Below are 20,510 nucleotides of genomic sequence, written 5' to 3' on the forward strand. Positions count from 1 at the left end.
CGCCTGTCCCTAGCAATGCCCGGGCGGCCGGGCAAGCCGGGCTCAGTCCTGCGGCGCAACCGGCGCGGTGTCCTCCGCGCCGGCGGGATCTTGCGATTCGGTCCCGGGGGCTTCGGCCTCCGGCGCGGCCGCATCGGGCGCCGGCGCGTCGAGGCCGCGCCCGTCGCCCAGGAACGCGTCGATCCGCTCGATCGCCAGGGCGGTGATGTCGGTGGCGTCGAGGCTGACCAGCACGCTGCGCCGCTCGATGATCACCGCGGCGCCGGCCTCGCGCAGGATCTCGGCCAGGACCGGCTGGGCCGCGGTGAGGAATTGCCGCCGCGCGGTCTCCGAGGCACCGGTCACCGCGCGGGCCTTGGCGTCCTGCTGCTCGCGCAACTCCTGGACGCGGGCGTCGAAGGCGTCGGCGCGGCGCCGGAACTCGGCCGGATCGATCTCCGGGCGCAGCTCGGTGAGCCGCTTCTCCTCGGCGGTGAGTTCGGCCTCGATGCGCCGGTTCTCGGCGGCCAGGGCCTGGCCCTCCGCCTCGATCTCGGCCAGCACGCGGCGGCCGAAGGCGCTCTGCTCGAACAACCGCTCGGTCTCGACGGTGAGGATGGCGCTGCGCACCATCGCGGCATCGGCCTGGCCGCGGTCGAGCGCGCGTTCGGCGCCGGTGCCGCCCGGAGCCGCCTCCTGCGCCGGGACCGCCGCGGCGGCGAGCCCGAGGACCGCCGCCAGCGCGCCGAGCCCCCCGCCCCGCATCAGAACTCGGTCGAGATGGTCAGCTCGAAGTTCTGCGCGCGGTCCTCTTCCTCCTTCTTCAGCGCCTCGCTGAAGTTGAAGCGCAGCGGCCCGAGCGGGGTCTCCCAGAACAGCGACAGGCCGACCACGTGGCGGAACGAGCCGTCCTCGTAGAGCACGTCGTCGTTGCTCTGGTCGAGCCCCCAGAGATTGCCGACATCGTAGAAGGCGCCGCCGGAAATGCCGTATTCCTCCGGCAGGCCGAGGGGGAATTCCGCCTCCAGGCTGGCGACGGTGAAGTAGTTGCCGCCAAGCGCGTCGTTGATGTCGTTGCCGCCGGACTGGTCGTATTCCCGCGGCCCGAGGCCGCCCGGCTCGAAGCCGCGCATCAGAGAGGAGCCGAGGAAGAAGCGGTCCACCACCCGGCTGCCGTCGCCGTCGTAATGCAGCGCGCCGCCCTCGATGGAGGCGCGCAGGGTCACCTCTTCGTTCCAGACCAGGCGCTGCGCCTGGGCCCGCGCGGTGGTCTTGATGAAGGTCGTGTCGCCGCCGAGCCCGCCGAAATCCTGGCCAAACTCCAGCACCACGCCGGCATTCGGGTCGAGGCCGGTGCGGCGGCTGTCGTAGTTCAGCGTGTAGCCCACCGAGCTTTCCCAGAGCGCGCCGCGGTCGGCCTCGGCGTTGACGATCCGGCCGACATCGGCGGGATCGGGCACGGTCAGGTCGGCATAGCGCGCGGTGTAGCGCGTCTGCAGCCGGGTGCTTTCCGAGATCGGGAAGGTCAGAGACGGCTGGAAGGTGCCGATCGTGGTGTTGAAGCGGGCGTTGTCCTGTTCGCTCTCGTAGTAGCTCAGCCCGATGCCAAACTCGAGATCGCGGCCCAGCAGCGCCGGTTCGACGAAGTTGAACGAATAGCGCCGATTGTCGGCCCCGGTGGTGATGCCGAAGCGCAGCCGCTGGCCGCGGCCGAGGAAGTTCTGTTCGCTGAACGAGATGCCGAGCCCGAAGCCCGAGGAGGTCGAGTAGGAGCCGCCGAAGCTCAGCGCGCCGGTGGGCTGTTCCTCGACGTCGACATCGACGATCACCTGCTGCGGGGTCGACCCCTCGCGCGCCTCGACCTGGGCATCGGCAAAGTATCCCAGGGCGCGGATGCGCTCGGCCGCGGCGCGGATCTCGCGCGGGTTGAACGGGTCGCCCTCCACAGTGTCGAACTGGCGGCGCACCACCCGGTCGAGCGTCGTGGTGTTGCCCTCGATGTCGATGCGTTCGACGAGGATGCGCGGCCCGCGGGTCAGCACGTAGGAGACGTCGAGCGTGAGCGCCCGGTCGTTGCGGGTGATGCGCGGATCGACGCGGACGAAATCCAGGCCCTCGCGCACCGCGAGGCGTTCCAGCCGCGCGATGTCGCGCTCGATCCGGGCCGGCGAATAGACCTCGCCCGGGCGGGCCTCGGCGGCGGCGCGGAACTTGGCGGTGTTGACGCCGGGGATCTCGGAGGCGACCGAGATCCGGCCGAAGGAGAATTGCTGGCCTTCCTGCACGTTGAAGGTCAGGAAATAGCCGTCGCGTTCGCGCGACAGCTCGGAATTCACCCCGGTGATGCGGAAATCGACATAGCCGCGCGAGGCGTAGAAATCCTGCAGCGCCTGCCGGTCGAAGCTGACCCGGTCCTCGATGAAGGTATCGGCGGAGATGATGGCGCGCAGCAGCCCGGCCTGCTTGGTCTGCAGCACCCGGCGCAGGCGCCGGTCCGAGAACGCCTGGTTGCCGACGAAGGCGATGCGCTCGACCTCGGCCACGCCGCCCTCGAAGACCTCGAAGACCAGATCGACGCGGTTGTCGCTGCGCCGGATCACCCGGGGCTGGATGCGCGCGGCGATCCGGCCCTGCTGGGAATAGGCCTCGGTCATCGCCTGGGCGTCGGCCTCGGCCTGGGCCGGGCTGAAGACGCGGCGCGATTGCGACTGCACCAGCGGCAACAGCACGTCGTCGTCGAGCCGCTGGTTGCCCTCGATGGCGATGGTGTTGATGGTCGGGAACTCGACCACCCGGATCACCAGCGTGCCGCCCTGGGGCACGATCTCCACGGTCTCGAACAGGCCCGAGCCCTGGATGCGCTGATAGGCGTCGTTCAGCTCGGCGCCGCTCACCGCCTGGCCGCGGCCGATGCCGGCATAGCTCAGGATGGTCCCGGTCTCGATCCGGCGGTTGCCCTCGACCGCGACGGAATTGAACGTATAGGTCTGCGCGATGGCCGGGGCCGGACCGACGGCGCTGCCGACGGCGGCGCTCAGCGTCAGAATGGTCGCCGTGGAAGCCAGCGCGCGCCGCAGGGCCGTTCGCCCGGCACGGCGCGGTTTCGTCTTGTCGGTCATTGCCGCTACCCTGTCACCTGTCCCTCGAGCAAAGTCAGTATCGGGAACGGTATGCCTTGTCAAAAGGCGTCTGGGGCGGGCGAGCCACAAGATGTGGGGTATGGCCCCAGAGCGGTCAGAGGGTTGCGAGGATGCCACTGATCCACAGCGCGACGCCGATCCCGCCGGCGGTGAGCAGCCGGTCGCCGGCCAGGTGCCAGACCGTGCATAGAGAGCGATAGCCGCCGCCGAGTGCCGTCATTTGGGATACTCCCGTCGCAAAGCCGGACCCAATCTAGGCGGTGAATGCGGCGGCAATGGGGCGCCGCGGCGGCGGCTTCGGGACCGGCGTCGGGGCCGGTCCGGGGAAAGGTCTCAGGGACAGAAGATGTCGTTGGTCAGCGCGAAGAGCATCAGGCCCAGCACCAGGGTCAGGCCGATCGACATCAGCACCCGCAGCGCCCGGTCCGAGGGCGGCCGTCCGGCCACCGCCTCGTAGGCGTAGAAGCACAGATGGCCGCCATCGAGCACCGGCACCGGGAAGAGGTTCAGGAGTCCCACCGCAGTCGAGAGCACGGCGATGAACCAGATGAAGCTCTGGGTGCCCTGGCTCGCCATCGCGCCCGAGGTCTCGGCGATGCCGATGGGTCCCGAGAGGTTGCAGGTCGAGATGGCGCCGGTGATCATGTGCCACAGGCCGGACAACGACGATTGGATGATCGCCCCCACCTGCCCCACCGCGGCCCAGACCGCGGTGAAGACGCCGGGCGTCTCGGTGGCGGGCTCGAAGGCCATGCCGCCGGCGATGCCGATCCGGTAGACCGTGCGGAAGCCGCCCTCGGGCCGCGGCTCGTCGATGCGGCGCGGCGCCAGGGCGAGGTCGAGCAGCTCGCCGTCGCGCCAGACCGACAGGTCGAGCGGCGCGCCCTCCGAGGCCTCGACGCGCTGGCGCAGCTGGTCGAAGGCGAAGACCTCGGTGCCGTCGATGGCGACGATGACGTCGCCGCGCTCCAACCCGGCCTCCGACGCCGCCGAGAGCGGCATCACCTGGCTGACCACCGGCGGATAGACGTACGGCCCGGTGACCCGGCGCTCGGCGCCGTCGCGGCGCACGAGGTAATCGAGTTCCGGCGCAACCGGCAGTTCGGCCAGGAAGGTCGCGAATTCGGCCGTCGCCTCGAACGAGGGCGGCGCGCTGCCCGCGATCTCGAGGATTTCGTCGCCCGGCGCCAGGTCCTGCACGCCCGGCATCGGGCGCAGGTCGCCCACGGTGAGCGGCTCCGAGATCACCCCGCGGGCGAGGAAGATGCCGGTGAAGACGAGGATCGACAGCACGAAGTTGAAGACCGGGCCGGCGGCCACCGTGGCGCTGCGCGCCCAGAGCGGGGCGCCGTTCATGGTGCGCCGGCGCTCGGCCTCGGCGAGCTTGTCCATCGCCGCCGCGTCGCGCCCGCCCGAGGCGTTGGCGTCGCCCTTGAACTTCACGTAGCCGCCGAAGGGCAGCAGCGCGAACTGCCAGCGCGTGCCGCGGCGGTCGGTGCGCGAGGCCAGCACCGGGCCGAAGCCCAGGCTGAACACCTCGGCATGGATGCCCGACCAGCGGCCGACGATGTAATGGCCGTATTCGTGGATCGCCACGATCACCGACAGCGCCACCACGAAGGCCAGAAGGGTCCAGAGCAGCCCGCCGAATTGCGGTATCAGGGTCACGATGTCCAAAGATCCGTCCCGTGTCTGTTGCGCAGGGTGGCGGCGGCCGCGTCGGCCATCCGCCGCGCCGCGCGGTCCGCCTCCAGCACCGCGTCCAGCGTGGTCGCCGTCTCGGCCAGCGTGCCGTCGGCGGTGGCGCGGCCGAGCACCTGCTCGACCACGCGGGCCATGTCGAGAAAACCGATGCGGCGGTCGATGAAGGCATCGAGCGCGCGCTCCTTGGCGGCGTTGAACACCGCGCCCGCCAGCCCGCCCTGGCGCATCACCTCGCGCGCCAGGCGCAGCGCCGGCCAGCGCGATTCCGGCGCCGCGCGGAAGCTCAGCCGGCCGAGCGCGGTGAGGTCGAGCCGCTCCACCGGCAGGCTCCGGCGCTCGGGATAGTTCAGCGCGAAGCCGATGGCGTGGCGCATGTCGGGCGGGCCGACATGCGCCATCAGCGCACCGTCGCGGAAGCCCACCAGCGCGTGGATCAGCGACTCGGGGTGGATCACGGTCTCGATCTGCTCGGGCGCGAACCCGAAGAACTCCCGCGTTTCAATGAGTTCCAGCGCCTTGTTGAACATCGACGCGCTGTCGATGGTGATGCGCTGGCCCATCGCCCAGTTGGGGTGGCGCGCCGCCTCTTCCGGGGTGGCGCGGGCCAGCCGCTCTTCCGGCCAGTCGCGGAAGGCGCCGCCCGAGGCGGTGATCACGACGCGCTCCACCGCCGCCGGGTCCTCGCCCAGAAGCGCCTGGAACACCGCCGAATGCTCGCTGTCCACCGGCAGGATCCGGGCCCCCGATCGGCGCGCCGTGGCCAGCATCAGCGGCCCCGCGCAGACCATGCTTTCCTTGTTCGCGAGCGCCAGCGTGGCCCCGGTTTCGAGCGCCGAGAGACCCGGCGCCAGCCCGGCCGCGCCGACGATCGCCGACATCACCCAGTCCGCCGGACGCGCCGCCGCCTCGATCAGCGCCTCGGGCCCGGCTGCCGCGGCGACGCCGCTGCCCGCAAGCGCGGCGCGCAGCTCGTCCAGCCGCGCCGGGTCGCTGGTCACCGCGATCTCGGCGCGGTGGGCGCGCGCATCAGAGGCCAGCCGGGCGATGTTGCGCCCGCCGGTCAGCGCCACCACGCGGTAGGCGTCGGGCGCGCGCGCGATCAGGTCGAGGGTGTTCTGCCCGATCGACCCCGTCGCGCCGAGAATGCTGATCCGCCGCCGCTCTGCCATGGTCAGAGCGCGGCGATGCCGGGCGGGAAGCCGACCATCTGGCCGGCGATCAGGTAGAAGACCGAGGCGCCGAGCATGCCGTCGAAGCGGTCGAACAGCCCGCCATGGCCGGGGATCAGCGCCGAGCTGTCCTTGACCCCGGCGCGGCGCTTGATGGCGCTTTCGGCGATGTCGCCGATCTGGCTCGCCATCGAGGCCGAGATCGACAGGCCGATGAGGCCGAGATGCGCGGGCGTCATGGTGGCGTAGGCGAAGCCCACCAGCCCCGCGGCGATCCAGCCGGCGGCGGCGCCCGACCAGGTCTTCTTGGGGCTCACCCGCTCCCAGAGCAGTGGCCCGCCGATCGAGCGCCCGGCGAAATAGCCGGCGATGTCGGTGGCGACCACGATGCCGACCAGCCAGAGCAGCCATTCGATGCCGTAGCGGTCGCGCAGTTCGATCATGCCGTAGCCCGCCAGCATGATCAGCGCCGCGAAACAGGCATAGGTCACGCCGCCCCGGGTCATCTGGCCGAGCCCCAGCATGGTCGGCGCCAGCACCAGCGGCAGCGCGAAGGAGGGCGGCACCTCGCTGGCCACCAGCATGGCGATTCCGGCCGCGGTGCCCAGCAACAGCGGCGCGCGCTGCCGTTTGGCCTCCAGCATGGAGACCAGTTCCCAGACCATGACGCCGCAGATCAGCGCCACCAGGACGTGGAAGATCAGGCCGCCGAACCAGATCGCCACCACGCCGAGGCCGACCAGGACGGCGCCGGAGAGCAGCCGCTCGCCGAGATCGTGCCAGCGTGACCGTGTCGTCATGCCGGGACCGCACCGAAGCGGCGTTCGCGGCCGCCGAAGGAGGCGGTCAGACGGGCGAATTCGGCGGCGCTGAAATCCGGCCACAGCGTGTCGACGAACTCGTATTCGGCATAGGCCGACTGCCAGAGCAGGAAGTTCGAGATGCGCGCCTCGCCCGAGGTGCGGATCACCAGGTCGGGATCCGGTAGCAGGCAGGTGTCGAGATAGCGCGGCAGCGTCTCCTCGCCGATCTCGGCCGGGTCGAGCCGGCCCGCCGCGACATCCTCGGCCAGCCGCTTGGTGGCGCGGGCCACCTCGTCGCGGTCGCCGTAATTCAGCGCGATGGTCAGGTTGACGCCGGTGCAATGCGAAGTCGCGGCCTCGAGCTCGTCCATCAGCAGGCGCAGCTTGTCGTCGAGCTTGACCCGGTCGCCGATGAAGCGGACGCGCACGTTCTCGGCCCGGAGCGCCCGCGCCTCCTTGGTGATGTAGCGCCGGAACAGGCTCATCAGCCCGGCCACCTCGGATTGCGTGCGCTTCCAGTTCTCGGTCGAGAAGGCAAAGATCGTCAGGTACTTGACGCCCGAATCCGGGCAGGCCTCGACGATTTCGCGGACCCGCCGGGCCCCGGCCTGGTGGCCGAAGAGCCGCGGCCGGCCGCGGCTCTGGGCCCAGCGGCCATTGCCGTCCATGATGATCGCAACGTGACGCGGGCCTGCGCCGTCGCGGATGGGTTTCGCCATCGCGTGTCCTCCTTCGCCCCCGTCACAGGTCCCGATCAGACCTGCATGATCTCTTCTTGCTTGGACTCGAGCGCCTTGTCCACCTTGGCGATATACGTATCCGTGAGCTCCTGCACCTCGGTTTCCCAGAACTTCGCGTCGTCCTCGGAGAGGCTGTCGCCCTTGGCCTTCTTGATCTGGTCCATGCCGTCGCGGCGGACGTTGCGGATCGAGACCCGGGCGCCCTCGGCGTAATGCCCGGCCACCTTGGTGAGCTCGCGCCGGCGCTCCTCGTTGAGCTCCGGGATCGGCAGCATGATGATGGTGCCGTTGAGCTGCGGGTTGATGCCGAGCCCGCTTTCGCGGATCGCCTTCTCGACCTTGCCCACGAGCCCCTTGTCCCAGACGTTGATGGTGACCATGCGCGGCTCGGGCACGTTGACGGTGCCGACCTGGTTGATCGGGGTCATCTGGCCGTAGGCCTCGACCTGGACCGGCTCCAGCATGGAGGCCGAGGCACGGCCGGTGCGCAGCGAGGCGAATTCGGTGCGCAGATTGCTCATCGCGCCGTCCATGCGCCGTTTCAGGTCGTCGGTATCCAGTTCGAACTCGTCAGCCATGCTCTTGTCGTCCTCGGTCTCTCGGGCCGGCACCGCGTCGTGGCGCGTCCGGCTATCCGCATCGCGCGGCACCATAGGGCCCCGCCATGCCGCTTGTATAGGCCCGCCTGTCCGGGCCCCGCCCGCCTCGCGCCACGCCGCGGCGGCCCCGGCGCGCGTCCGGCCCCTCGCTTGCGTCCGGCGCCACGGGCGGTCTAGAATCCCGCTCACTAGTGTCGGAAAATTCCTGCAGAGACAATGCCGCCGGCGGCGCGAAGGCGGACAATCGCATCGCCGCGCCCGCCGCGACGCCCCGGGACCGAAAGGATCACGCGAAGATGATCGACCCCCGCGAGGTCGCCCCGGACCAGCCGGTGCTGATCGCCGGCCCCACCGCCTCCGGCAAGTCGGCCGCGGCCCTGCGGCTGGCCGAGGTGCAGGGCGGCGTGATCGTCAATGCCGACGCCATCCAGGTCTATTCCGACTGGCGCGTCCTGACCGCACGACCCGATGCCGAGGAGGAGGCGCGCGCGCCGCACGCGCTTTACGGTCACGTGCCGGGCGATGTCGCCTATTCCGTGGGCGCCTGGCTGCGCGCGGTCGCGCCGCTGCTCGCCGGGCCGGAGCGGCCGATCATCGTCGGCGGCACCGGGCTCTACTTCACCGCGCTGACCGAGGGGCTGGCCGAGGTCCCCGCCACCACGCCCGAGATCCGCGCCGAGGCCGAGGCGCGGCTGACGGCGCGCGGGCTCGCCGCGCTGGCCGCCGAGCTCGACGCCGACAGCGCGGCCCGGATCGACCTGCAGAACCCGATGCGGGTGCAGCGCGCCTGGGAGGTGCTGCGCATGACCGGGCGCGGCATCGCCGCCTGGCAGGACGAGACGCCGCCGCCGCGGCTGCCGCTGGCGGGCGCCCGGGCCTACGTGGTGGAGGCGCCGCGCGCCTGGCTCGACCCGCGCATCGCCGGGCGCTTCCGCGCCATGGTGGCGGGCGGCGCGCTCGACGAGGCGCGCGCCAACCGGCCGGGCTGGTCGCCCGACCGGCCCTCGGCCAAGGCGATCGGCGCGGCCGAACTGATGGCCCATCTCGACGGCCGGCTCGACCTCGAGACGGCGATCGAGCGGGCCAGCATCGCCACGCGGCAATTCGCCAAGCGCCAGCGCACCTGGTTCCGGGCGCGGATGGCGGGCTGGCAGCGGCTCGACCCCGCCACCCAACGCGAGGGCGTGGCATGACCCGGCCCCCCGCCGCCCTGCCCGACCTGCTGGCCGCGCTGCAGCGCGGGGCGATGACGCGGCGCGACTTCCTGACCCGGGCCACCGCGCTCGGCCTCGCGGCGCCGCTGGCGCGCGGGCTCGCCGGCCCGGCGCGGGCCGAGGAGACGCCCGCCCCGACCCCGGCGCGGCGCCCCGGCGGCACCCTGCGGATCCAGCAGGAGGTGCGGCCGCTGAAGGATCCGCGCACCATGGACTGGCCGGAGATCGCCAACATCACCCGCGGCTGGCTCGAATACCTCGTCGAGTACCGCCATGACGGCAGCCTGCGCGGCATGCTTCTGGAGAGCTGGGAGGCCAGCGACGACGCCCGGCAGTACCGCCTGCGGCTGCGGCCGGGCGTGCGCTGGAGCGACGGGCGCGCCTTCACCGCCGAGGACGTGCTGCGCAACTTCGCCTATTGGTGCGACGCCACGGTGCCCGGAAACGTCATGGCCGCCGCGCTGGCCAGCCTCGTCGACCCGCAAACGCAGCAAGTGCGCGCCGGCGCGGTGACGGCCGAGGACGCGCAGACCGTCCTGGTGACGCTGCCGCGCTCGGATGCGACGCTGATGGCGACGCTCGCCGATTACCCCGCCGCGGTGATCCCGCCGGGCTTCGACCCCGAGACCATGCTCGCCGCACCGGTCGGGACCGGGCCCTTCCTGCCCGAGCATGTCACCCCCGCCCGGGGCGCCGCGCTGGTGCGCAACGACGCGCATGAGTGGTGGGGCGCGGCACTGCCGGAATGGGGGCCGGCGACGCTCGACCGCATCGAGTTCGTCGATCTCGGCACCGACCCGGCCAGCTGGATCCGCGGCGTCGAGGAGGATCTGGTCGACATGCTGTTCGAGAATGTCGGCCCCTTCATCGAGCGCGCCGAGGCGCTGGGGTGGCAGCCCTCCGAGGTCAGCACCGCGGCGACGGTGGTGCTGCGCGGCAACCAGCGCGCCGAGGTGGCGGGGCAACGGCCCTATGCCGAGCGGCGGCTGCGCGAGGGGCTGGCGCTGGCCGTCGACAACGCGATCTGCCTGGAGCTCGGCTATGGCGGGCGCGGCACCGTGGCCGCCAACCACCACGTCGCGCCGATCCAGCCCGACCACGCCGATATCGGTCCCGCGGCGCACGACCCGGCGCGCGGCCGGGCGCTGATCGTCGCCGCCGGCTACGCCGATTTCGAGCACCGCATCGTCACCCTCGACGACGGCGTCACGCGGCGCACCGGCGCCGCGGTGGAGGCGATGCTGCGCGATGCCGGCATCAAGGCGCGCCAGGTCGTGCTGCCGGGCTCGCGCTTCTGGTCGGAATGGAAGGACTTCCCGCTCTCGATCACCGAGTGGAACCACCGTCCGCTGGGCATCCAGACCCTGTCGCTGGCCTATCGCAGCGGCGCCGTCTGGAACGAGACCGGCTATGCCAATCCCGATTTCGACGCGTTGCTGGACCGGGCGCAGGCCCAGGTCCCGGCGGCCGAGCGGACCGAGACCATGGCCGAACTCGAGCGCCTGCTGCGCGCCGATGCGGTGATCGTGCAGCCCTACTGGCGCTCGCTCTACCGCCATGCCCGGCCCGGCGTGGTCGGCGCCGAGATGCACCCCGCCTTCGAGCTGCATCTCTACGCACTGGGCTTCGCGGAGAGTTGAACGGCCGGGCTCAGCCGCCCCAGATCACCTTCACGTAGTTGCGGGTCTCGGCATAGGGCGGCACGTCGCCGTAGCGCTCCACCGCGCCGGGCCCGGCATTGTAGGCGGCGAGCGCCAGCGGCCAGGAGCGGAAGCGGGCGAATTGCGCCTTCAGGTAGCGTGCGCCGCCCTCGAGGTTCTGCACCGGATCGTGCGGATCGACGCCGAGCCCGCGCGCGGTGCCGGGCATCAGCTGCGCCAGCCCCAGCGCGCCCTTGTGCGACCGCGCCTTGGGGTTCCAGCCGGATTCCTGCTGCACGAGGCGCAGAAACAGGTCCTCCGGGATGCCGTGGCGCCGGGCGGCGTCGCGCGCCACCGCGAGATAGGCGCCGCGATAGGCGCCCCGGTAGGCCGGGCTCTGCCCCGCGCCGTCATCCCATTTGGTCGGCGTCACCACGCGCGGCGGCTGCAGCCGGACCGAGCTGCGGTATTGCTGCGCCGCGCGGCTGTCGAGCACCCGGGTCTGCGAGCTGAAGAGGTGCGCGCGGCTCTTCGAGGAGAGCACGTCGGCGCTGGCCGGAAGCTGCGCCGCCATCAGCGCCACGACAAAGGCCGCCGGTCCGTGCCAGCGCGTCAGACGGCCGCGCGCGGGCGGCGCGCCGGCCCCGCATTGAGCTGCAATCATCGTCCCTCGCATCCGGTTTGGTGCATTTTGCCGGGAAGCTTACCGAAATCGCCGCTCCGCGCCAGCCTTTTGAACCGGCGCCCCTCCCGTCGCGTCGGGCGCGCAACGTGGTTTCGGTGCGGCGGCGGCTTGTGTAAACCTGCCTGCAAAGCGGGCCAGCGCCCGGGAATCGCGGCCGCGCTTGGCCGCAGAAGCGAGCGGAAAGGATTTTCATGGCCGGATCGGTGAACAAGGTGATCCTCGTCGGCAATCTCGGGCGCGACCCCGAGACGCGGACGTTCCAGAACGGCGGCAAGGTCTGCAACCTGCGCATCGCCACCTCGGAGACCTGGAAGGATCGCAACACGGGCGAGCGGCGCGAGCGCACCGAATGGCATTCCGTGGCGATCTTCTCGGAGCCCTTGGCGCGGATCGCCGAGCAATACCTCAAGAAGGGCTCCAAGGTGTATATCGAGGGCCAGCTTGAGACCCGCAAATGGCAGGACCAGTCGGGCCAGGACCGCTACTCCACCGAGGTGGTGCTGCGGCCCTATCGCGGTGAGCTGACGCTGCTCGACAGCCGCGGCGGCGAAGGCGGCGGCGGCGGTGGCGGCGGCTATTCCGGCGGCGGCTACGGCGACGAATACGGCGGCGGCGACCGCGATTACGGCGGCGGCAGCGGCGGCAGCGGCGGCGGCGGCGGTTCCCGCGCCCCCTCGCGCGACATCGACGACGAAATTCCGTTCTGAGCACCGGCACCGCGCTGCCGGATCGGGGATGGGCGGGGGCCGGCATCTGTCGGCCCCCTTTTTCGTGGCGCGGCCCGACGCTGCGGCGAGGCGGTCACGCTAGGTCGCCGCGTTCTGCGTCCGGTCAACGGACCCGCGCGGCGCGGCGGCGTCGCCGTTCAGCCGCGCGTCGGCGTCGGGGACCGCGAACCGGCGCGTCGGCGCGCCGTGCGGCCCCCTGAGGACCGACCCCGGAGCGATCGCGTTCCGACCGGTCAGGTCGGATTCGGCATGGCCGGAGACCCGGTCGGTCGGCAGGGGACGGGCCCGATCGTCGCCGGGCCCGCGGTACTGCCGGAAACGGCGATACCCCTTCAGCGGTGCAGCGTCGCCCGCGCCGGAGCGCGCGCCGAGTCGCGCAGCACGCCCAGCACCGCCTCGGCCTCAACGCCGTCGCTGACGAAGGCGGCGCCGATGCCGCGCGCCAGGATGAAGCGGATGCGGCCGTCCAGCACCTTCTTGTCCTGCGCCATTAGGTCGAGCAGCGCCGCGGCGTCCGGCAGCTCGCCCGGGATCTGCGAAAGGTCGGTGGGCAGCCCCATGGTTGCCAGATGCGCGCGCACCCGGACCGGATCCTCCTGCGGGCAGAGACCCAGCCGCGCCGACAGGTCGAAGGCCAGGGCGCAGCCCACCGCCACGCCCTCGCCGTGCAGCAGCCGACCGGAATAGCCGGTCGCGGCCTCCAGCGCGTGGCAGAAGGTGTGGCCGAGATTGAGCAACGCCCGGTCGCCCTGCTCGGTCTCGTCGCGGGCGACGATCTCGGCCTTCATCTCGACCGAGCGGCGCACCGCGCGGAGCCGCGCGGCGCGGTCGCCCGCCGCCAGCGCCGGCCCCTCCGTCTCGAGCCAGGCGAAGAAGTCGGCATCGCCGAGCAGCCCGTATTTCGCCACCTCGCCGTAGCCGGCGCGGAAATCCCGGTCTGGCAGCGTGTCGAGCGCGCCGATATCGGCCAGCACCAGGGCCGGCTGGTGGAAGGCGCCGACGAGGTTCTTGCCATGGCGCGAGTTGATCCCGGTCTTGCCGCCCACCGAACTGTCGACCTGCGCCAGCAGCGAGGTCGGCACCTGCACGAAGCGCACGCCCCGGCGCAGCACGGCGGCGGCGAAGCCCACGAGATCGCCGATCACCCCACCGCCGAGCGCCAGCACCACGTCGCGCCGCTCCACCCGCTCTGCCAAGAGCCATTCCACGCAGGTCTCGAGCTGGGCCCAGGACTTGGTCGCCTCGCCCGCCGGCAGGACCAGCGCGGCATGCTCGATCCCGGCCGCCGCGAGGGCGGCCTCGAGCTGCGGCAGATGCGCCTCGGCGACATGCGCGTCGGTGACGATGCGCAGCCGCGGCCGCGCCAGCAGCGGCGCGATTTCCGCGCCGGCGCGCGCGATCAGCCCGGCGCCGATGCGCACATCGTAGGCGCGCGCGCCCAGAGGCACGCGAACGGTCTCGATGCTCATGCGGTCTCCTCCAGGACGTCGGGACGGGTGGCCAGCGCGGCCACCACGGCGGCGCAGTTGCGGTCGATCGGGGCGCCGCGCGCCACCTTCACGGCGAGGTCGGCCTTGGCGTAGATCGGCGTTCGCGCCTCGTAGAGCGCGGCCAGCGTGCCGTAGGGATCCGGGGTGCGCAGCAGCGGCCGGGTCTCCTTGTGGCGCACCCGGGTCCAGAGCAGGTCGAGATCGGCGTCGAGCCAGACCGAGACGCCCCGGGCGGCGATACTGTCGCGATTCTCCGTGCGCAGGAAAGCGCCGCCGCCGGTGGCCAGGATGCGCGGCACCCCGTCGAGCAAGCGCGCGATCACCTGCGCCTCCTTCTGGCGGAAGAACGCCTCGCCGTCGCGGGCGAAGATCTCGGCGATGGTCATGTTGGCGGCGCGTTCGATCTCGTGGTCCGAATCCACGAAATCCACCCCGAGACAGCCCGCAAGGGCCCGGCCCACCGCGGTCTTTCCAGCCCCCATCATGCCGATCAGGACCACCGTCTTCATCAGCCGCCTGTGCCGCTCCGCCCGTCTTTCGGCCATCGAATGCCCAAATTTCCCGTTTCCGGCGTGAATGACGTGAACTTGCCGAAAAGGCCAGTTATAAGTGCGAAAAAATGCCGGGGCGAGGACGGGCGAGACAATGGGACGTATCCTGAAATGGCTGTTCTATCTGGTGGTTCTGGCAGCGATCCTGCTGGTCGCCTATGCGTATGTCGGACCGTATTTCGGCGCCGACTTCTCGCCGCCGCAGACCGAGATGCGGCAGCCGGTGGACCTTGATGTGGACTAGAGCCCGCCCGGCCGCGGCCCGGACCCTGTTGGCCCTGGCGATGACGGCCGGATTGACGGAGCCCGTCTGGGCGCGCGAGCCGCTGTCGGCGATCCGCTGGCTCGGCCGCGACGCGCCGAGCGTCGTGCCGGTGCCGCCGGCCGCCCCGCCGGGCAGCGCCACCGCGCCCTCCCGGAACGAGCCGCCGGTCAGCGTCACCGCGGCAGTGCCGCAGGTCACCGAGGAGCCGCTGGGCCCGGTTCAGGCGGGGGCCGTGGGCCTGGTGCCACCGCAGACCAGCGGGCTGCCGCTGACGCTCTGGCAGGACAGCGACCCGCAGACCCTGGCGCAGCTGATCCCCGCCGCCGAGCCCACCGTGCCGGCGCTGCAGGCGCTGCTCAACACGCTGATGCTGGCCGAGGCCGATCCGCCGCGGCGCGACGCCCCCGAGGGCATCTTCTTGGGTCTCCGCGTGCAGCGCCTGATGGCCGACGGCGCGCTCGACGCGGCCGCGGCGCTCTTGGAGCGCGCCGGGCCGGACAGCGCCGCGCTGTTTCCGCTCTGGTTCGACCTGGCGCTGCTGACCGGCGAGGTCGAACCGGCCTGCTCTGCGCTGGAGGAGGATCCGCGGCTGTCCTCGGATGTCGCGGCGCGGGTGTTCTGCGCCGCCCGCTCCGGCGCCTGGCCGCGCGCCGCGCTGGCCTTCGAATCCGGCCGTGCCCTGGGCGCGCTGGGCGGCCGCGAGGCCGATCTGCTGGAGCGTTTCCTGGCGCCCGAGATCGCCGAGGAGCTGCCCTCGCTGCCGCCGCCGCTGCATCCGACGCCGCTGCAGGCGACGCTGCACGACGCGGTGGGCGAACCGCTGCCGGCCTCCGGCCTGTCGCGCCGTTATGCCTGGCGCGATCTGTCGGGCGATCGCGGCTGGAAGGCGCAGCTCGACGCCGCCGAGCGGCTGGCGCGGGCCGGGGCGCTGTCGGAAAACCGCCTGCTCGAGATCTACACGTTGCGCGCCCCGGCGGCCTCGGGCGGGGTCTGGGACCGGGTCGCCGCGGTGCAGCGCATGGAACGCGCGCTGGCCGAGGGCCGGCCGCAGAAGATCGCCTCTGCGCTCGACGATCTCTGGCCGCGCATGCTCGAGGCCGGGCTCGCGGTGCCGGCGGCGCGCCTCTTCGGCCCCGACGTGATCGCCCGTCCGCCGGCCCCGGGCGGCGCCGCCACCGCGTTCCGCATGGCCCTGCTCTCCGACGCCTATGGCCGCGCGGCGGCGCTGGCCGGCCCCGGTCCCGCCGACGCCTTCCTGGCGGGCCTCGCCGCGGGGGCCCCGTCCGGCGCCGAGCCGAGCGGCTTGCCGCTCGCCGCCGCGGTCCAGGCCGGGTTCGACCCGGCGACCGGCAGCCTGCCGCTGGTCGCCATGGCCGAGCGGAACCGCCTTGGCGAGGCGATCCTGCGCGCCATCGCGCTGTTCGACAGCGGCGTGGCGGGCAATGGCCGCGATCTCACCGAGGCGTTGGCGACGCTGCGCGCGCTCGGGCTCGAGGACATCGCGCGGCGGGCCGCGCTGCAGGCCATCGTATTGTCCGAACGGGAGTCCCAGCGGTGACCGATCTCACGCCGATCTCGGCCTTCCTCGAAGCGCAGGCCGCCGAGCGGGGCGCCGCGCAGAACACCCAGCTCGCCTATGCCCGCGATCTGAAGGATTTCGCCGGCTGGTTGGCGGGCCGGGGCGTGGCGGTGGCTGCGGCCGCTCAGGACGACGTCGAGGCCTACCTGATCCATTGCGACGCCCAGGGCTTCGCCAAGTCGACCCGGGCCCGCCGTCTCTCCGCGATCAAGCAGTTCTACCGCTTTCTCTTCGAGGAAGGCCGGCGGAGCGACAATCCGGCGATGCAGATCTCCGGGCCGGGCCGCGAGCGGCGGCTGCCCAAGACGCTGAGCATCGAGGAGGTCGACCGCCTGCTGGCGGCGGCCGAGGGGCACGGCCGCACGCCCGAGGACCGGCAGCGCAATGCCTGCCTCATGCAGCTGCTCTACGCCACCGGCATGCGGGTCTCGGAACTCGTCACCCTGCCCCTCGCGGCGGCACGCGGCGATCCCCGCATGCTGCTGATCCGCGGCAAGGGCGGCAAGGAGCGGATGGTGCCGCTGAGCCCGCCGGCGCGCCAGGCACTGGCGCGTTGGCTGGCCAGCCGCGAGGCCCAGGAAGAGGCGGCCCGGGCCGTGCGGCGGCCCGGATCGGCGTATCTCTTCACCTCGCGCGGCAAGGCCGGGCACCTGACGCGGCACGGCTTCTACGCCCTGATCAAGGAGATCGCACTGGCCGCCGGCGTGTCCCCGGGCAAGGTGACGCCGCACACCCTGCGCCACGCCTTCGCCACGCATCTGCTGGCCAACGGCGCCGATCTGCGCGCCATCCAGACCTTTCTCGGCCATGCCGATGTCGCCACCACCGAGACCTACACCCACGTGCTCGAGGAGCGCCTGCGCGATCTGGTCTTCGACCATCACCCGCTGGCCCGGGAGTGAGGCCGCAGCCTCTTGAAGCCGGACCGGACGCGGCACATAACGTCCGGTACCACAACGAATGCAGGACTTCATGGACACCGCCAGCATCGACGCCGCCTTCTGGATCACCTGCGCCGCGATCCTGTTCCTGCTTGTGCTGTCGGGCTTCTTCTCGGGCTCCGAAACGGCGCTGACGGCGGCCTCGCGGGGCAAGCTCCGGGCCGCCATGGACAAGGGATCGAAGGGCGCCGCGCGGGCGCTCAAGATCACCGAGGACAACGAGGCGCTGATCGGCTCGGTGCTGCTCGGCAACAACCTCGTCAACATCCTCGCGACCTCCCTGGCCACCGCGCTCTTCACCCGGCTGCTGGGCGAATCCGGGGTGGCGCTGGCCACCCTGATCATGACCTTCCTGGTGCTGATCTTCTCCGAGGTGCTGCCCAAGACCTACGCCATCACCAACCCCGAATCCGCCGCCGCGCGGGTCTCGCCGGTGATCCAGGCGGTGATCTTCGTCTTCGCCCCGGTGGTCGGCGCGGTGCGCATCCTGGTGCGGATGATCCTGCGCGTCTTCGGCGTGCAGACCGACCCGGACAGCAACGTGCTGGCGGTGCGCGAGGAGATTGCCGGGGCGCTCAATCTCGGCCATTCCGAGGGCGTGGTCGAGAAGGAGGACCGCGACCGCATCCTCGGCGCACTCGACCTCGCCGAGCGCACGGTCGAGGAGATCATGCTGCACCGTTCCGGCATCGAGATGATCGACGGCGATACCGAGCCGTCGGAAATCCTGCAGCAATGCCTGCAATCGAGCCACACGCGGCTGCCGGTCTACAAGGACGACCCCGAGAACATCATCGGCGTGATCCACGCCAAGGACCTGCTCCGGGCGATGTACAAGCTGATGGAGGGCGCCGAGAGCTCGATGGAGGCGCTGAAGAGCTTCCGCATCGCCGACGTCGCCATGCCGCCCTACTTCGTCCCCGACACCACCTCGCTCGACGACCAGATGCGCCAGTTCCTGAAGCGGCGCACGCATTTCGCGCTGGTGGTGGACGAATACGGCGCGCTGCAGGGGCTGATCACCCTCGAGGACATCCTCGAGGAGATCGTGGGCGAGATCACCGACGAGTTCGACCCCGACGCCGACCACGTCGTGAAGATGGCCGATGACGGCTATTACTGGGTCGAAGGGCAGATGACGATCCGCGACTTCAACCGCGCCACCGACTGGCAGCTGCCCGACGAGGAGGCCAACACGCTGGCCGGCCTGGTGATCCACGAGGCGCAGATGATTCCGACCGTCGGCCAGGCCTTCGCCTTCCACGGCTTCCGCTTCGAAGTCGTGGAAAAGGAGAACAACCGCCTCACTCGGCTGAAAGTGCGACCGCTCGAGGCCCAGCCGCTGCCGTCTCGGGAGACGTGATCAGGGTCAGGCGGTAGCCCGCGGGCGTGGAATCCAGCGCGAAGCTGCCGCCGATCTGTTCCGCCGCGCTTTCCATCAGCCGCTTGCCGATCGAGGCGATGCCGGTCTCGGCGGCGGCGGGCCGGACCGCGCGGTCGCCGACGCCGTTGTCGCGGCATTCGAGGTGGATCGAATCCCCGCCATTGGCCCTCAGATCGATTTCCACCACGCCGGACCGGCCGTCGGGGAAGGCGTGCTTGTCAGCATTGGCGGTGAATTCGCTGACGATCATCGCCAGCGCCGCGGCCTTGCGCGAATCCACCCGCAGCGGCGCCAGCGAAGTCTTCAGCCGGACATTCGGGCCGAGCGATCCCTGCAGCAATTCCGTCACCCGCTTGAGGTAGCGGTCGAGCCGGATCAGGTCGAATTCGCTGGTCTGGTAGAGTTCGCTGTGCAGCTGCGCGATGGCGCTGACCCGCCGATCGATGGCCGCCAGCGCGTCGCGCGTCTCGGCGGAATGCGCGCGCTGCCCGTAGAGCCGGGTGAACGAGGCCACCGTCTGCAGCGAATTCTTCACCCGGTGGTCGATCTCCTTGCGCAGGATCTCCTCGTTGCGCAGGGCGCGGCGCAGATCGAGCTGCCGCATCACCTGGCGCGCCATGATGCGCAGCGACTTGCGCTGCAGGGCCGTGAGGGTGCGCGGCCGGGTGTCGAGCACGCAGAGCGTGCCCAGCGTGAAGCCGTTGGCGGTGATCAGCGGCATGCCGGCATAGAACCGCACCGGCTGGTCCTGCGTCGCGCAGAGCGGGTTGTCGCGGGTGCGCGCGTCCAGCCAGGTGTCGGGGATCTCGAGGATGTCGCCGTCGAGGATCGCATGGCTGCAGATCGAGCGGTCGAGATCGGTCTGCGGAAGCTCGAACCCGACCCGGGCCTTGAACCATTGCCGGTCGCGGTCGACCAGGCTGATCAGCGCGATCGGCATGTCGCAGAGCGACTTCACCAGTTCGACGACCTCGTCGAAGCTCTCTTCCGCGCCGGAATCCAGAATCCCGTAGCTTTCCAGCTCCTCCAGGCGTTCGGACTGGTTGTGGGGGGTGGCTGCGCGCATCGTTCTCTCAATTGACGGCGGCGATCGCAGAGATCGCGGCCCTGACCGTTCGCACTGTCGGAAACTGCTCAATGCTGCGAAGGTCGTTGGCGATTATCGATCCAGACTCGCAGTATGGGTCGGGTTATGTCAACCGGTTCAGGCCGGACACGGTGCAGCAACGCGGACGAATCAATCAATCCGCTCCGTGGGCGCCCCTATGACAGAAAATGCCGGCGAATGAGAGACCTAATATCCATACTTCTACTGGCCGGCGGATTCTCGCGACGCATGCGCGGCGCGGACAAGCTGCTGGAACCGGTCGACGGGGTGCCGCTGCTGCGCCTGCAGGCCGACCGCGCGCGCCAGGTGGCGGCGCGGGTGCTCGTCGCCCTGCCCGATCCGGCCGGCGCCCGCGGCGCGGCGCTGGCGGGGCTCGACGTGCAGGTGGTGCCGGTGGCGGCGCCCGAGGAGGGCATGGCCGCCTCGATCCGCGCCGGCATCGCGGCGCTGCCCGACGGCGCGGCGGGGCTGATGATCCTGCCGGCCGACATGCCGGAGATCGACGCCGCCGACATGGCGCGACTGCGCGACCGTTTCGACCCGGCGGCGCCGCGCATCCTGCGGGGCGCCAGCGCCGATGGCCGGCCCGGTCACCCGGTGCTGTTCCCGCGCGCGCGGTTCGCGGATCTCGCGGGCCTGTCCGGCGATGCCGGCGCCCGCGCGCTGCTGCGCCGCGAGGCGGCGTCGGTCGAATTGGTGACGCTGCCCGGCGCGCATGCGCTGACCGATCTCGACACCCCCGAGGCCTGGGCGGCCTGGCGCGCCGCCCGGCCCGGCGCCCCCTGACCGAA

At 71.5% G+C, this 20,510-nt stretch carries 20 protein-coding genes; 8 read left to right on the forward strand and 12 right to left on the reverse strand.

All coding sequences use genetic code 11. The annotated features are described in order from the left end of the window. Positions 1 to 42: 42 nt before the first annotated feature. From ACXYMW_RS06810 to frr, 8 genes are all read right to left on the reverse strand, one after another. The gene (locus ACXYMW_RS06810; protein WP_459034549.1) at positions 43 to 744 is read right to left on the reverse strand and encodes an OmpH family outer membrane protein; all 702 of its coding nucleotides are present in this window, start codon (positions 742 to 744) and stop codon (positions 43 to 45) included. Then, positions 744 to 3,098, reverse strand: coding sequence for an outer membrane protein assembly factor BamA (gene bamA / locus ACXYMW_RS06815; RefSeq protein WP_459034550.1), 2,355 nt, complete (start codon positions 3,096 to 3,098; stop codon positions 744 to 746). Before bamA ends, ACXYMW_RS06810 begins: the two co-directional genes overlap by 1 nt. 115 nt (positions 3,099 to 3,213) lie before the next feature. Then, complete coding sequence (locus ACXYMW_RS06820; protein ID WP_459034551.1) at positions 3,214 to 3,339, reverse strand: hypothetical protein; 126 nt, start codon at positions 3,337 to 3,339, stop codon at positions 3,214 to 3,216. Positions 3,340 to 3,452: 113 nt separating this feature from the next. Further along, positions 3,453 to 4,796 carry an RIP metalloprotease RseP gene (gene rseP / locus ACXYMW_RS06825; RefSeq protein ID WP_459034552.1) on the reverse strand — a complete coding sequence of 448 codons (1,344 nt, stop codon included), beginning with the start codon at positions 4,794 to 4,796 and terminating at the stop codon, positions 3,453 to 3,455. After that, positions 4,784 to 5,992: a 1-deoxy-D-xylulose-5-phosphate reductoisomerase gene (dxr, locus tag ACXYMW_RS06830; RefSeq protein ID WP_459034553.1), complete on the reverse strand. Its 1,209-nt coding sequence runs from the start codon at positions 5,990 to 5,992 to the stop codon at positions 4,784 to 4,786. Before dxr ends, rseP begins: the two co-directional genes overlap by 13 nt. A 2-nt stretch (positions 5,993 to 5,994) precedes the next feature. Beyond that, positions 5,995 to 6,792, reverse strand: a complete 798-nt coding sequence (locus tag ACXYMW_RS06835; protein WP_459034554.1) for a phosphatidate cytidylyltransferase — start codon at positions 6,790 to 6,792, stop codon at positions 5,995 to 5,997. Continuing rightward, positions 6,789 to 7,514: a polyprenyl diphosphate synthase gene (gene uppS / locus ACXYMW_RS06840; RefSeq protein WP_459034555.1), complete on the reverse strand. Its 726-nt coding sequence runs from the start codon at positions 7,512 to 7,514 to the stop codon at positions 6,789 to 6,791. The genes ACXYMW_RS06835 and uppS overlap by 4 nt, the downstream gene beginning before the upstream one ends. 35 nt (positions 7,515 to 7,549) lie before the next feature. Further along, on the reverse strand, positions 7,550 to 8,113 hold the full coding sequence (gene frr, locus ACXYMW_RS06845; protein ID WP_459034556.1) for a ribosome recycling factor: 564 nt from the start codon (positions 8,111 to 8,113) through the stop codon (positions 7,550 to 7,552). A 317-nt stretch (positions 8,114 to 8,430) separates the two neighbouring features. Here frr and miaA point away from each other — a divergent pair, with 317 nt between their 5' ends. Further along, entirely contained in the window at positions 8,431 to 9,327 is an 897-nt protein-coding gene (gene miaA, locus ACXYMW_RS06850) for a tRNA (adenosine(37)-N6)-dimethylallyltransferase MiaA (protein ID WP_459034557.1), read from the forward strand. Further along, on the forward strand, positions 9,324 to 10,988 hold the full coding sequence (locus tag ACXYMW_RS06855; protein WP_459034558.1) for an ABC transporter substrate-binding protein: 1,665 nt from the start codon (positions 9,324 to 9,326) through the stop codon (positions 10,986 to 10,988). The genes miaA and ACXYMW_RS06855 overlap by 4 nt, the downstream gene beginning before the upstream one ends. Positions 10,989 to 10,998: 10 nt before the next feature. On the opposite strand, the gene ACXYMW_RS06860 is transcribed toward ACXYMW_RS06855, so the two are convergent. Continuing rightward, positions 10,999 to 11,562, reverse strand: a complete 564-nt coding sequence (locus ACXYMW_RS06860) for a lytic transglycosylase domain-containing protein (RefSeq protein ID WP_459034584.1) — start codon at positions 11,560 to 11,562, stop codon at positions 10,999 to 11,001. 302 nt (positions 11,563 to 11,864) lie between these two features. Here ACXYMW_RS06860 and ssb point away from each other — a divergent pair, with 302 nt between their 5' ends. Further along, positions 11,865 to 12,380 (forward strand): single-stranded DNA-binding protein, encoded by a 516-nt coding sequence (ssb, locus tag ACXYMW_RS06865; protein ID WP_459034559.1) that lies wholly within the window; start codon positions 11,865 to 11,867, stop codon positions 12,378 to 12,380. 353 nt (positions 12,381 to 12,733) lie between these two features. Here ssb and aroB read toward each other — a convergent pair whose 3' ends face one another. Together aroB and ACXYMW_RS06875 are read right to left on the reverse strand one after the other, a co-directional pair. After that, positions 12,734 to 13,870 (reverse strand): 3-dehydroquinate synthase, encoded by a 1,137-nt coding sequence (gene aroB / locus ACXYMW_RS06870; RefSeq protein WP_459034560.1) that lies wholly within the window; start codon positions 13,868 to 13,870, stop codon positions 12,734 to 12,736. Beyond that, on the reverse strand, positions 13,867 to 14,436 hold the full coding sequence (locus tag ACXYMW_RS06875; protein ID WP_459034561.1) for a shikimate kinase: 570 nt from the start codon (positions 14,434 to 14,436) through the stop codon (positions 13,867 to 13,869). The genes aroB and ACXYMW_RS06875 overlap by 4 nt, the downstream gene beginning before the upstream one ends. 100 nt (positions 14,437 to 14,536) lie before the next feature. Between ACXYMW_RS06875 and ACXYMW_RS06880 the strand changes: the two genes are divergently transcribed. The 4 genes from ACXYMW_RS06880 to ACXYMW_RS06895 all read left to right on the forward strand — a co-directional run bounded on the left by ACXYMW_RS06880 (position 14,537) and on the right by ACXYMW_RS06895 (position 18,590). After that, complete coding sequence (locus tag ACXYMW_RS06880; RefSeq protein WP_459034562.1) at positions 14,537 to 14,686, forward strand: hypothetical protein; 150 nt, start codon at positions 14,537 to 14,539, stop codon at positions 14,684 to 14,686. 52 nt (positions 14,687 to 14,738) lie between these two features. After that, complete coding sequence (locus ACXYMW_RS06885) at positions 14,739 to 16,265, forward strand: hypothetical protein (protein WP_459034563.1); 1,527 nt, start codon at positions 14,739 to 14,741, stop codon at positions 16,263 to 16,265. Further along, a complete protein-coding gene (locus ACXYMW_RS06890; RefSeq protein ID WP_459034564.1) occupies positions 16,262 to 17,188 on the forward strand; it encodes a site-specific tyrosine recombinase XerD in 927 nt (308 codons plus the stop codon). The genes ACXYMW_RS06885 and ACXYMW_RS06890 overlap by 4 nt, the downstream gene beginning before the upstream one ends. A 70-nt stretch (positions 17,189 to 17,258) precedes the next feature. After that, positions 17,259 to 18,590 (forward strand): HlyC/CorC family transporter, encoded by a 1,332-nt coding sequence (locus ACXYMW_RS06895; RefSeq protein ID WP_459034565.1) that lies wholly within the window; start codon positions 17,259 to 17,261, stop codon positions 18,588 to 18,590. Here the strand turns inward: ACXYMW_RS06895 and ACXYMW_RS06900 are convergent. Then, positions 18,532 to 19,677, reverse strand: coding sequence for a histidine kinase dimerization/phosphoacceptor domain -containing protein (locus ACXYMW_RS06900; RefSeq protein WP_459034566.1), 1,146 nt, complete (start codon positions 19,675 to 19,677; stop codon positions 18,532 to 18,534). The two genes, ACXYMW_RS06895 and ACXYMW_RS06900, sit on opposite strands and share 59 nt — an antisense overlap. Positions 19,678 to 19,896: 219 nt before the next feature. Between ACXYMW_RS06900 and ACXYMW_RS06905 the strand changes: the two genes are divergently transcribed. After that, the gene (locus tag ACXYMW_RS06905; RefSeq protein ID WP_459034567.1) at positions 19,897 to 20,505 is read left to right on the forward strand and encodes a nucleotidyltransferase family protein; all 609 of its coding nucleotides are present in this window, start codon (positions 19,897 to 19,899) and stop codon (positions 20,503 to 20,505) included. Positions 20,506 to 20,510 lie beyond the last annotated feature (5 nt).

Source organism: Roseivivax sp. CAU 1761, assembly GCF_054482755.1.